This is a genomic window from Paraburkholderia sp. SIMBA_030 (assembly GCF_046535245.1).
GTDB lineage: Bacteria > Pseudomonadota > Gammaproteobacteria > Burkholderiales > Burkholderiaceae > Paraburkholderia.
Genome location: NZ_JAWRXB010000018.1, coordinates 148162 through 160518, shown reverse-complemented (window position 1 = coordinate 160518; position 12357 = coordinate 148162). Strand labels below are relative to the sequence as shown.

The following is a 12357-nucleotide window of genomic DNA, read 5'->3' as shown; positions in this document are numbered from 1 at the left end:
GCGTGCCTCAGCGAGACAATCCGGCCAGCACAATGTCCGGTTCGCCGCCCGCCTGGACCATGATATAGACGACCTCATCGTTCGATTCGTTCTTGACGTGGTGAACGGTGCCCGGATCGACCGAGTAAAAATCACGCACCTTGGTGCTCTGAACATGGCCGTCGATATTCAACTCAACGGTCAAGACGCCACGGACCACGAGAAACCGATCACTGACGTTCGTGTGGTGATGCCATTGCGTCTCACCACCGGCTTGAACCGTCGTTTGCAGGATCGTGCAGCCTTCCTCGCGCAAGAGCGTCTTATACTGCACCTTGCCGTTGGCAAGCGGAATATCCAGAATATCCTTGTCATCCATCTCATTCTCCAATGCGAGTCGATAGCGTGTTGTTCGCGGTTCTGGTTGTCAAGACCTGGCGGAATGCCGGACGAACCGGGCGGCAACCGTCCGTCAGGTTCGTTGGTTGTTCACGACGTCCAGGCCCACTTGCGCTGTAATCCGCCCACCGACCACCACAACCCTGCGATGAGGAAGTAGACAGCGCCCATGGCCTGGCTGAAAAGCAGCGCCCCGGCCAGCGCCGACCGTGCGCCGCTCGAGATCATTCCCCATTGTGCGCCGGAGCGCTTCCAGTGGCGGACGGCATGGCAGAGCTGGAGAAATCCTGAAAAAGCGGCCCAAACTCCGAATGCTCGGGGCAGCCAGCTCACACTCATGACAACAACGAATTGATGAACCGACATTGCACTCATCCTCCAGGGATTCATGTGTGCTTTACACCAGCGAACCTGACTTCCGTCACATCGACCGTCGTCGTAGCCCCAACGGCAAGCATGGCATTCGACTGATCTCTGAGGCATCGGTCAAATGACCGACCCAACCCGGAAGTCACGTATGGATCAATCCGCGCTGGAAAGATTAGCCCGGGCTGAACCGCGTCAGTACTCGTCAGATCTGCGGGTTTTCGCCTCACGCTTGATGCGTTCGTCGAGAGCCTCTGGAGGCGGGACATGCGATCCCACGGAGAACCTGTTATCAATTTTTACGCGGTGGATTTTCGGGGCATTTTGAGATCTTTCCCAGTTCTGCCGAACAGTAACCGTCGCCACCCAGCAGTTGGGGACATGTCCAGGTGATCCGCCGAAAAAGATGGCAAGCCGATGTTTCTCGCTGGTGCCTTCAATGAGACGACACGAAGGGCGACGACAAACTGGCGTCAGGCACTGCAAAATGCCGTTGCATACGCACGATCTCCTCCGACGGTGTACCGCCGAATAGCCGCTTGAATTCACGGCTGAACTGTGAAGGACTTTCGTAGCCGACCTGCGCGCTCGCTGCGGCCGCGGTCATGCCCTGCCTCGCCATAAGGAGACGCGCCTGATGCAGTCGTGTCGACTTGATGTATTGCAACGGCGACGTATTGGTCGTTGCCTTGAAGTGCGCATGGAAGGACGGCACACTCATTTTTGCTTCAGCAGCAAGATCCTCAACCGACAAGGCTTCCGCATAGCTCAAATGAATCTTTCTGAGTGCCTTCGAGATACGGCCAAAGTTGCCATGCCGGTTAAGGGCGGCGCGCATCGAGCCGCCCTGCTCGCCCACAAAGACGCGGAAATAAATCTCCCGAACCAACGCCGGACCGAGTACAGCGGCCTCGAGCGGATTACGCATAGCACGCAGGAATCGCAGCACAGTTTCGCCGAGCGCGAGATCGAGCCGTGTGGTGGCCATGCCACGAGGCTCGACCGCGACCAAGCCATCACGCTTGTCGATCTGCGTCAGAACGTCGGCGGCAAGACTCATATCGAGTCTCAAATATATTGCGAGTAATGGTTCTTCGTCAGTCGCATCGGTCTCCATTGAAAAAGGCAACGGCAAGGCGACGACCAGATAGTGCTGCGCATCGTAGACGTACACCGTGCCGCCGAGGTAACCACGCTTTCTGCCCTGACAGACAATCACGATACCCGGCTCATAAAGCACCGGCGTGCGTGTAAGCGGCCGGTTCGAGCGCAGGAAGCGGATATCGACCATAGGAGTCAGGTTATACCCCTCCCGCGGCGCCAGTTCCAGAAGCAGTCCCACCATGTCGGCGCGCACACGCGCCAGTGCCTGCGTTTCGCTTTCCATTGCAGATCACCCGTTTAGCGTCATCTCTATCGAGACGGCAGTGTGCCACATTGCATTGCGCTATGACGATCGCCTCATAGGATCAGGCAAGGAATGCAGACGATCTCGCGTTCGCGGATCTTCTTAGCGCGCATAGGATTCGATCATGCACCGGCGCCACGCCGCAACGCGTACCGGTGCGAGACCCTGAATCATCCTAAGGAGAAAGCTGCATGATCGACGTTCTTAACCCCGTAGACGGCAGTGTCGTCGGACAGGTCGAGCACCATTCCGAATCCCAGGTACGCGCGGCGATCGATCGTACCTGTGCCGCATTTCCTGCGTGGTCGCGCCTGCTCGCCAAACAACGCAGCGACATTCTGCGCAAATGGTTCGATCTCGTCAGTGCGGATAAGCGCGCATTTGCCGAATTGATGTGCCGGGAAAACGGCAAGTGTCTTAGCGAAGCACTTGGCGAAATCGAATACGGACTCGGTTTCGTCGAATGGTACGCTGAGGAAGCGAAACGCGTCTATGGCGACACTATCCCGACACATGCACAGGGTGCCGCAGTCATCGTCACCAAGGAGCCAGTCGGCCCCGTTGCCTCGATCACGCCGTGGAATTTTCCGTTCATGATGATTACCCGGAAGGTGGCTACCGCATTGGCCGCCGGCTGCACGATCATCATGAAGCCGGCGGAAGAAACCCCGCTGACCGCCTACAAACTTCTCGAATACGCACGTCGCGCCGGCATTCCGGAGGGCGTATTCGAAATGGTGACGGGAGAGCCGGTACAGATCGGACAGATCATTACGAGCGATGCCCGCATCAAGAAGATTTCGTTCACCGGCTCCACGGCGATCGGCAAACTGCTTGCTCGTCAAAGCGCGGATACGCTCAAGAAAATGACGATGGAGTTGGGCGGCAATGCGCCGTTCATCGTGTTCGATGATAGTGACATTGAACAGGCTGCCAATGGCCTTGTCGCCGCAAAACTGCGCAACTCGGGTCAGGTGTGCATTTCGCCGAATCGCGTGTATGTGCAGTCTGGAATCCATGACCGCTTCGTTCAATGCGTGAAGGAACTGGTGGAAGAGATTCCCGTCGACCAGGGACTGCAGGACCGCTTCGTAGTGGGCCCGCTGATCAACCAGAAGGCGGTTTCCAAGGTAACGGAACTGGTCGAAGATGCCCGGGCGAACGGCGCGAAGATGGTAGTCGGCGGCCATCTGCATGCAAAAGGCGGGCTCTTTTACGCTCCGACCATCCTCACCGATCTGAAGGATGACATGCAAATCCAGTCAACCGAGATTTTTGGCCCGGTGTTTCCTGTCTACCGCTTCGAGACCGAAGCAGAAGTCATCGCGCGAGCCAACGATACGGAATATGGACTTGTCGCCTATGCCTACACGCGCGATCTGGGCCGCGCGTTCCGGCTCTCACGAAATATCGAGTCGGGGATGGTCATCCTGAACTCGGGTTCCGTGGGCACAGCGTCCGTCCCGTTCGGCGGCGTCAAGCAATCGGGTTATGGGCGGGAAGGCAGCTACTACGGCATCGAGGAATACGTGCACGTCAAGTACACGCTGATGGCAGGGCTGGATTGAGCGCCCCGCTGACGGAGACGAGGCTGTCGATCCATAGGCCACGCTGAGTTGAATCCGACGACAGGCGCGATCCATGGAAAAATCGCGCCTGTTGCTGCCGCTTGATCAGCGTGCCGTCAATCGCTCGGTTCTGGAAACAGGCTTCCCTGCATGGCGCTCAAGGCTCCTGACACGGGCGTCCTGCTTCAGCCCCCAGACCCAGGTTACCGCAAGACAAGGAAGCAGCGATGCAATGGAATAGCCGACACCTGCAAGCGGGTTACCGGTCCAATCCACGAGCGTCAGACTGATCAGCGGCAGAAATCCTCCGAACAGAACGTTACCCAGTTGCTGGGCCAGTCCGAAACCCGTGGTGCGGCTTTGCGGAGGAAAGCATTCGGCGATGAATGCGGGCAGCGGTGCCATGATCATCGCCGTCAGGATCGCCAACACGGCAATCAATAGAGAAACCTGCACCCATTGGGCCGACGATGCACTTGCCTTGATGCCCGCAAAGGCCGGATATGCGGCAACGATCCATAGCACGATGCCGATCAGCATCACACGAGCGCGCCCAATCGTATCCGAAAGCGTCCCGAACACTGGATAGAACGGCGCAGCGATCAATATGGCCGCACCCAGACAAAGATTGGCTGTTGTCGGTTCGACCTTGAGCACGTTCTGGAGAAAATACAGCATGTACACGATCGACGTGTATAACGACACCGAGGTGCCGCCTTGTGCTCCGAACATGGCGACCAGAATCGCTTTCCACGAAGATTTACTCGACAGCGTGTCCTGCAGCGGACTTTTTGACAGACGCCCCGCCTCTTTCATCTGAGAGAAAATGGGTGTCTCCGTCATGCCGAGCCGGATCCATGTCGCCACTGCAACGATAGGCGCGGAAATGATGAACGGCACGCGCCATCCCCACGCCTCGAAACTGGATGTATCGAGAGACAGTTTCAGAATGGAGACAATGGCAAGCGCAAGCAGCAGACCTACGCTCGCGGTGCCCTGCAGTACACTCGTCGACATGCCTTTCCGGCGGGTCAAATTCAAGGAAGTTACCCATCGGAAAGAACGCCATGAAGCTCACCCACGCGCTACTGCTGAACGCCAAACCGCAAGACAAGCCCTATAAGCTCCGTGTGACCGTGATTCCATGTATCTGCCCGTCTCGGTGGTGGGTTCCAGGACATGGAATATCGACACCTGGAGCTGAACAGAGGAGCGCCGCCAAGGCGGCACAATATGACTAATGATCCATCGGCAGTGCCACAATTTCACTGGAGCGATTCGAACGACGTCCCCTGGATACCGTCGGTGCTCGCGAACGGCGTTAAAGTGAAAAACCTGGGCAAGGCAAACGGCCGCGCCATGCAGCTCGTGAGGTTTTCACCCGGAACGGCTTTTCCCGATCATCTTCATACTGGCCCCGAGTTCATCTATGTCCTGGAGGGCGAAGTGACCTGGAACGGTAGACCGTTAGAGCGTGGATGCGTCGGAGTGGCGGAAGCGGGAACGGTCGAGCGCGGGTTCCGCAGCATGACCGGGTGCGTGTTCCTGCTCGTGTACGACCTCGATCAGCTTTTCGATTCGGTGAGACCGGGCAGGTCATAGCTGCCGCCGTTCCCGTAGACGAGGCCTGGACGCATCACGATTTCAGATTGTCGGCACCGCCTTCGCGTATCCGTTCGATCAGGCGCTCGAGCCTACATCACCACGGGATCGTTTCGTTTTCCCAGCGCGTGAACGTCCCTGTGGGGCTGTCCGGGCCCAGCAGCGCGACGCGCACCGCTTCGCGAGCGCCCTCCTCGACAGTCTGCGTGCCCGCATATCCATTGAGGTTCGTCCTGGTGAAGCCCGGGGAGACGGCGTTGACCTTGATCCCCTCCGGCTCCAGCTCGATTGCCATGGCGATCGTCAAAGCGTTGAGAGCCGTCTTGGACGCTGGATAGACGGGGCCAAAAATCGCGCGGTAAGCAAAGGCAGGGTCCGAGTTCGCCGTTAGCGACCCAACGCCGCTCGACACGTCGACGATGCGGGCGCCCCGGCGTCTCGCGCAGGAGCGACAGCATCGCCTGGTAAACGGCGAGAACGCCGAACACGTTGGTGTCCCACACCGCGCGCATTTCTTCGAGGGATACGTTGCTCGCGCGGGTCGTCTTCACATACTCCTCGACGGACTGCCCGGGCAGCTTTTTCGTATTCGGGATGGCCGCGTTCTGCATGAGCACGTCGAGGCGGCCAAACTCGTTCCGGACGCGCTCCGCTGCGGCTTTGATCGAAGCCTGATCCGTCACAACGAGCTGGAGCGCGTGGGCGTCCGGCCCAACCTCCCTGGCTGCTGCCTCGCCGCGCTCGAGATTGCGCGACCCGACCAGCACAGTGAAGCCGTGAGCCGCGAGATCCTTTGCAATCTGAAGACCGATTCCTTGATTAGCCCCGGTGACCAGGGCGACGGGTTTGTCATGCATGACAATCTCCTTGTCGTATTGCGCAGTAGCGCGCAGAAATTCAGGGCGGTGGCGCCGGTCGGTCAACGGACCTCAGTCGCCCATGCTTCGGCGTCGGCGCCGGCCGGGATGCGCATCGGTGATGACGGGTCGGTTGCCGCGCGCCACACGGCTTCGGCGACGTCCTGTGCACGGGTGATCGGGGCAGACGTATCCCCCAGCCGCGCGAGGACGTTCTTGACGAGATCGGCATAGGCCTCGTGGTCGAAGCCGTGTATGTGGGCGCGCGCGTTCTCTCCGAAGCGGGTCTCAGGCGCACGGCCCGGCAGCACCAGGCGCGCCCGCACGCCGAACTGCTCGAACTCCAGCGCCATCGACTCAGTGAATGCGTTCACCGCTGCCTTGCTCGCGCGGTACGCGGCGATCAGGGGCAGTGCCTTCAGCGTCACGCTCGACGTGACGTTCACGACGACGCCGGCCTTGCGCTGCCGAAACTGGGGCAGCACCGCTTGCGTCAATGCGATCGTACCGAAGGTGTTGGTCTCACCGCCAGCATCTTCATGCGTTCCGCATTGCTGTCATTGCCGCGCCATATCGGCGCGGCACGCTGGGTGTCAGCTGCTGCACAACCAGCAAAGGAGACATGCCATGTTGACCGCTCGCGTTGGAATCGTTTCGCAATCCGCCGCTGTGCCTTACACCGACGTCGTCCACGTCGCCCAGGCGCTCAATCTGCAGGTCAGCCGCGATCTCGGCCCGATCTGGAGCGTGTCGGGCACTGTCATGGCCCTCGAATCGGCCGACCATATCGATCCGGGTGTCTGGCCCGTCTACATCGTGGACGAAGTTCAGTCGGGCGCGGCCGGCTTTCACCTGACCGAGCACAACCAGCCGTTCGCCGTGGTGCTTGCCGGCGACACCTGGTCTCTGTCGGCGAGTCACGAAGTACTTGAAATGCTGGTCGATCCCAGCGGTAACCGGCTCACCGCGGCCAATGCGGTGGCGATAGTCGACAACGAAGTGCAGGACAGCGACGGCAAAGTCGAATTCCTGGTGGAGATCTGCGATCCAGCCGAGGACGCCAGCAACGCCTATCTGATCGACACCGTGCTCGTCTCGGACTTCTACACGCCTCACTATTTCGATCCCGCCGGCACGTCGGGCGCGCAGTACAGTTTCAGTGGCCGGATCAGCCGTCCGCGCCAGGTGCTGCCGAACGGCTACCTCACCTGGTTCAATCCGCGGAACAACACACTCCAGCAAGTCCGGCATTTCGGCGCGCCCGAAATCGTCGACCTCGCGACCGGCCAGCCCGGCAGCGGCTCGCTGACGGGTGGACGTTCCCTGCGCAGCTTCGTCGACAGCCTGACGCCGTTTTCACGATCGCTCTCGCATCTCAAGGCAGGCGCACCGGCCGTGATCCGGCGCGACGCCCGGCGCATGATGTTCGCCAGCGCTTTGCCGACCAGCGCGGCATTGTTTGCCGCGGCGCTTGCCGGCGTGAAGAGTGGACCAGCCGGCGCAACCGCTGCACCCCATGACACGCAGGCGATCAATATTCGAGCGATGCTCGACGCGCACGCCGAGTCCTTCAGGCAACCGGGCATCCTGTCGGTACGGAGCGGCTTGCAATGGTCGACGCTGACCAGCGGCGCCACGCGTGCCATCGTCGTTACGACGATGCCGGACCAACGTGCCGCGGTAGACGCTTCGCTGCCGAAGCAGTTCGAGGGTGTGCCCGTCGACGTGCGCGCTGCCGGCCCGATGGAATCGCTGCGCACGCTCGACCCGGCGCGATATTTCGCGCTGGCCGGCGCACGGCACGAACTCCGGCAACCGGATTTTGCGGACGAAGTCTTTTTCGACGGACAAGGCAACGCACTCGCGAATTCGCCGGTGCCGCTGACTGCCTTTGCCGTCGCACGCGCGCGTAAGGAAGAGATTCCGTACACCCCCGCGCCTGAAGCGAGTCTCGACGCAGTCACCGCGCCAGTTTCACTCGTCCTGCACGCGAGCCCCGATGCGGGATGGACTGAGCTATCGAGTTTTATCGCGGGCATCCGCGAAGAACTGGTCGTGGGCATGTACGACTTCACCTCGGCGCACATTCTCACCGCCCTCGAAAATGCGCTTGCCGGCGGCAAAAAACTGACGCTCACGCTCGATCATCCGGCGAAGAACCCTTCTGCCGATCAAACGGACGAACAGACGCAAGCTGACCTGTCGGCAGGTCTCGGCGCCGACTTCGCCGGCACCTGGGCGCTCACCAACGCTGATCCGAAAGCCCCCGTCTGGATCTATCCGAACGCGTATCACATCAAGGTTGCCGTGCGCGAAGACGATACGTTCTGGCTTTCTTCGGGCAACTGGAACAATAGCAATCAACCGGAAATCGATCTATCGGACGTGACGGCCGCACGCAAGCTCGCCACGACCCACGATCGGGACTGGCACGTCATCGTCACCAGCAAGGCATTGGCGGACACGTTTCGGGCTTTCCTGCAGCACGACTACACCGTCTCTCACAACGCGATCGTCGCGGCCCAGAAGCAGGGAATGGCCGTAGCTGAGAATGGAGCCGCCGCCCTCGACGTGCCGATCGAAGCGCTCGCGGCCGGCAAGGCCCCGCGCCAGTTCTTCGCCCCGAAGACGCTCACCGATACCGTCCAGATCCAGCCGCTACTCACGCCCGATAACTATCAGCCGCATGTGCAGGCGCTCATCGAGTCCACCCAGCGACGCTTTTACATGCAGACTCAATACATCCATCCGAGCGGAAATCCTGCCGATGCGCAGCATGACGCATTGATCGCGGCCGTGAAAGCGCTCATCGACCGGGGGATCGACGTGCGTCTGATTACCAGTCAGTTCCAGAACGACGCGTGGGTCGAGAAGCTGGTCGCAGCAGGCATCCCCTCGTCCGTACTGCGGCGCCAGGCAAACGTTCATAACAAGGGCATCGTCGTCGACGGAAGCGTCGTGATGGTCAGCAGCCAGAACTGGTCGGCGGATGGCACGCTGCGCAATCGCGACGCAGGACTGATCATCCACAACGCCGATGCCGCGGCTTATTTCGAACAGATCTTCCTGCACGACTGGGATTATCTTGCGTCACCGGTGGGGAGTTGAGCAGGCGGACGCGGATACTTTTCAGGAACGCTCGATCTGCTCCCGGGGCGTGTGGCGAACGTCGGTACCCTTCACAACGTAGACGACAAACTCGGCAATGTTGGTCGCGTGATCGCCGATACGCTCGATGGCTTTCGCTATGAACAGGTAGTCGAGCCCCACCGGGATTGTCCGCGGGTCTTCCATCATGGACGTGATGAGCTTGCGCACGAAGGCCGCGAACGCGTTATCGATCGCTTCGTCGTCCCGGACAATTTGCGCTGCCGCAACGGTATCCATGCGCGCAAAGGCATCCAGCGCCCGGCGAAGAATATCTGCGGCCATTTCGCCGGAGGCCTTGATTTCAGCGATGTTGACGGTCAACCCCACATGTTTTTCGTCAATGCGGCGGGTTCGTTTCGCAATCTTCCGAGCCTCGTCGCCGGCACGCTCGAGGTTGGTGATGCACTTCGAGACGGCCATCAGGAGTCGCAGGTCGCGAGCGGTGGGTTGTCGACGAACGATGATGTTGCTCACTTCTTCGTCGATTTCAATTTCCATCACGTTGAGCCGTCGTTCACTCTCGAGGACCTGCTCGATAAGTGTCAGATCGAACGCGTTCAGTGCCTCCATCGCGCGCGCAATCTGCGCCTCGACCAGACCGCCCATTTCGAGCAACCTGGTAAGCAGCAGGTTGAGGTCGACGTCAAACCTGCTGGAGAGATGCTTATCCGACATCTTCGCTCCTCGCATCAAGTCGCGCGTGACGCAACCCTCAGCTATTGATAGCGCGCAATGCGACAGCGCGCTTCTGTTTTGCGCCCGTGGTCGAAACCGGTTTCGCCTCGGCGGCTTCCTGATGCCGGCCTCGTTCACGGTCATCTTCCGATCAATAAAACAATACAAACAGTATATACAGTTTTAAGGTGTTTTCACTACGGCATTGGCGACGCCACCCTACTGTTATGGCCCCGTCTTTTCGACGGTCAGACTTTTCAGGGTCCCGGCATTCGCGGGTTTGCCGACTACGGCATGAATGGGCCCGAGGTCGTGGCAAAGTGGCTGCTCACCGATCTGTCACGCCGAGCAGAATCGAAGAAACGAAAGTCCGCCGGGAGATAACCCACACTGCGGGTTGGTGCGGGTCGGCGGCTGAACGGTTAGCATACCGTGCGCAATATCTCGTGCACTTTGCGCATGCGATGCGATTTCCGGTCTTGCAGATACCTGACCGCTTCCTTGACATGCTTCGGCTCGCCCAACTGATCTGCATATTCCCGCAGCAGGGTTTCGCTCGTTACCAGGTCGTTCAGCTTCCCCAGTTCGTCCTGCACCCCGCTCAAACGCTCGATCGCGGCCTGATGGCTGCCATCCAGGACCGGTGAAAAGAACTCCAGTAGATATCGCAGTTTTTTTCCCGCAATGCGCACTTCATGGAGTACGGCGTAGGCTACGTCGTTTTGCGATGCTGCGCGTTCTACTCTTTTTTTCAAGGCTTTCTCAGCCAGTTTCACACGCTCTTCAGCAAAAGCAGTAAGGGACGGACTGGTGGCGCGCGTATCCAGTTGGTGCCGGGCGCCTGCCAGCGCGCGCGCCAGTATCTGCTCTACGCCGGCATTTGCAATCGCCCTCCGGCTGAACGACAGCGCGTCGGCCCGGTGTTCGTCGACCAACTGGATAAGTGCTGCAAACGAGTGCTTCGTCGATGGGTCGGCGGCGAGCAGATCGCGCAAGACGTCCCAGTTTCGCGTTTTGCCGGCAGCGTCGGCCAGAGACTTGAACTCGCTACGCTGAAATTTCGCGTCCTTTTTGTCGAGCAGCGGTTCATATGCCCACCAAAGCGAGCGCAACCTGCGTAACGCGACGCGAAGTTTGTGCAAAATCTCGGGGTCGGCTTTCGAATCCAGCTTACGTACTCGCTGTATCGCATCATGAGCAGTCGATGCAGCCAGAAGCAGAAACGCGTCGGCAACCGGCGTTTCACACTTTATCGGCCCTGCGCGGGCACGATCGGAGGGCGCGCTTGGGTCGGCTGTTTCTTCCGTTGCAGTGACTAGAGGGTGGGAACTCATTTCCGCGAGCGCCTTGTGACCGCGAGGTGGACTGGGACAGAGCAACGCTGTTAACTGCGCGCAGAAGAACCCATGTCGTGCATGGACTCGGTGCAGCGATTGCCTCCATATTTTAATCCTACAACGCAGGCGCCCCGAGGCCAATGGAAACGCGGCATTTTGCCCAAGTGCCATGCTGCGATGTAGATGCTCGCGTAAGGATCCGATATGTCAAAATCCCCTGCATGACCTGGATTGCCACCCTGCCGATGTACAACGTGACGCCCGCCCTCGCCTCTGTTTGGCGCGAGTGGCTCGGTGATGTGTTGCGGGCGGTCGAACCCGCGTGTCGCATCGTAGAGCCGGATGACGATCTGCACGCGCTGTGGCGACGCCCCGATCTGCTGATCTCGCAGACGTGCGGCTATCCGCTGATGCATGGCTTGCGCGAGAATGTGCAATTGATCGCGACGCCGCAATTCGACGCGCCGGGTTGTGACGGCGCGCTTTATTCAAGCGTGCTGGTGACGCGAGCGGACGCGCCGTTCGATTCGCTGGCGGACTGCCGTGGCGCATGCGCTGCCTGCAATCAGGACGATTCGAATAGCGGCATGAATGTGTTCCGGCACGCGGTGGCGCCGCTTGCGCTTAGCGGGGCATTTTTTAGCGCTATCCTGCACACCGGTTCGCATCTCGGCTCGTTGCGAGCAGTGGTGGACAATCGCGCGGACATCGCCGCGATCGATTGCCTGACGTTCGCTTTTATCTGCGATGAATTGCCGGAACTGGCGGGGAAAGTGCGACAGATCGGTGTGACGGCTTTGTCGCCGGGTTTGCCGTTGATTGCTTCCAACACCGTGCCTTCGGCGACGATCGAAGCACTGCGCAAGTCTCTGAACAATGCGCTGTCGGCACTACCTGCTTGCACAAAACGCCTGCGTTTGAAGGGTTTTTCTTCGTTATCGCTTTCCGACTACGACCGCATCACACAACTCGAAAACGAAGCGCAAGCCGTTGGCTATCCGCGCCTCGCCTGAGCC

General features: G+C 59.7%; 11 protein-coding genes and 2 pseudogenes. 4 read left to right on the top strand and 9 right to left on the bottom strand.

The window, feature by feature from the left end; all coding sequences use genetic code 11:
• Positions 1 to 7: 7 nt before the first annotated feature.
• From SB772_RS28220 to SB772_RS28210, 3 genes are all read right to left on the bottom strand, one after another.
• Positions 8 to 358 carry a cupin domain-containing protein gene (locus tag SB772_RS28220; protein WP_410836457.1) on the bottom strand — a complete coding sequence of 117 codons (351 nt, stop codon included), beginning with the start codon at positions 356 to 358 and terminating at the stop codon, positions 8 to 10.
• 110 nt (positions 359 to 468) lie between these two features.
• Complete coding sequence (locus tag SB772_RS28215; RefSeq protein WP_410836456.1) at positions 469 to 744, bottom strand: DUF308 domain-containing protein; 276 nt, start codon at positions 742 to 744, stop codon at positions 469 to 471.
• A gap of 436 nt (positions 745 to 1180) precedes the next feature.
• Positions 1181 to 2131: an AraC family transcriptional regulator N-terminal domain-containing protein gene (locus SB772_RS28210; protein WP_410836455.1), complete on the bottom strand. Its 951-nt coding sequence runs from the start codon at positions 2129 to 2131 to the stop codon at positions 1181 to 1183.
• A gap of 212 nt (positions 2132 to 2343) precedes the next feature.
• Between SB772_RS28210 and SB772_RS28205 the strand changes: the two genes are divergently transcribed.
• Positions 2344 to 3720, top strand: coding sequence for an NAD-dependent succinate-semialdehyde dehydrogenase (locus SB772_RS28205; RefSeq protein WP_410836454.1), 1377 nt, complete (start codon positions 2344 to 2346; stop codon positions 3718 to 3720).
• Positions 3721 to 3825: 105 nt separating this feature from the next.
• Here SB772_RS28205 and SB772_RS28200 read toward each other — a convergent pair whose 3' ends face one another.
• Entirely contained in the window at positions 3826 to 4620 is a 795-nt protein-coding gene (locus SB772_RS28200) for an MFS transporter (protein WP_410836453.1), read from the bottom strand.
• A 333-nt stretch (positions 4621 to 4953) separates the two neighbouring features.
• Here SB772_RS28200 and SB772_RS28195 point away from each other — a divergent pair, with 333 nt between their 5' ends.
• A complete protein-coding gene (locus SB772_RS28195) occupies positions 4954 to 5322 on the top strand; it encodes a cupin domain-containing protein (protein ID WP_410836452.1) in 369 nt (122 codons plus the stop codon).
• 97 nt (positions 5323 to 5419) lie between these two features.
• Here the strand turns inward: SB772_RS28195 and SB772_RS28190 are convergent, their stop codons facing one another.
• The 3 genes and pseudogenes from SB772_RS28190 to SB772_RS28180 all read right to left on the bottom strand — a co-directional run.
• Complete coding sequence (locus SB772_RS28190; protein WP_410836491.1) at positions 5420 to 5734, bottom strand: SDR family NAD(P)-dependent oxidoreductase; 315 nt, start codon at positions 5732 to 5734, stop codon at positions 5420 to 5422.
• 82 nt (positions 5735 to 5816) lie between these two features.
• Positions 5817 to 6179: pseudogene (locus SB772_RS28185) on the bottom strand (SDR family NAD(P)-dependent oxidoreductase); the annotation flags it as partial.
• A 62-nt stretch (positions 6180 to 6241) separates the two neighbouring features.
• Positions 6242 to 6703, bottom strand: a pseudogene (locus tag SB772_RS28180) (SDR family NAD(P)-dependent oxidoreductase); the annotation flags it as partial.
• A 103-nt stretch (positions 6704 to 6806) separates the two neighbouring features.
• Between SB772_RS28180 and SB772_RS28175 the strand changes: the two are divergent.
• Positions 6807 to 9287, top strand: a complete 2481-nt coding sequence (locus tag SB772_RS28175; protein WP_410836451.1) for a phospholipase D-like domain-containing protein — start codon at positions 6807 to 6809, stop codon at positions 9285 to 9287.
• Positions 9288 to 9308: 21 nt separating this feature from the next.
• Here the strand turns inward: SB772_RS28175 and phoU are convergent, their stop codons facing one another.
• Positions 9309 to 10004: a phosphate signaling complex protein PhoU gene (gene phoU, locus SB772_RS28170; RefSeq protein ID WP_410836490.1), complete on the bottom strand. Its 696-nt coding sequence runs from the start codon at positions 10002 to 10004 to the stop codon at positions 9309 to 9311.
• A 422-nt stretch (positions 10005 to 10426) separates the two neighbouring features.
• Entirely contained in the window at positions 10427 to 11338 is a 912-nt protein-coding gene (locus SB772_RS28165; protein ID WP_410836450.1) for a CHAD domain-containing protein, read from the bottom strand.
• A 224-nt stretch (positions 11339 to 11562) separates the two neighbouring features.
• Here SB772_RS28165 and SB772_RS28160 point away from each other — a divergent pair, with 224 nt between their 5' ends.
• Entirely contained in the window at positions 11563 to 12354 is a 792-nt protein-coding gene (locus tag SB772_RS28160; RefSeq protein WP_410836449.1) for a phosphate/phosphite/phosphonate ABC transporter substrate-binding protein, read from the top strand.
• Positions 12355 to 12357 lie beyond the last annotated feature (3 nt).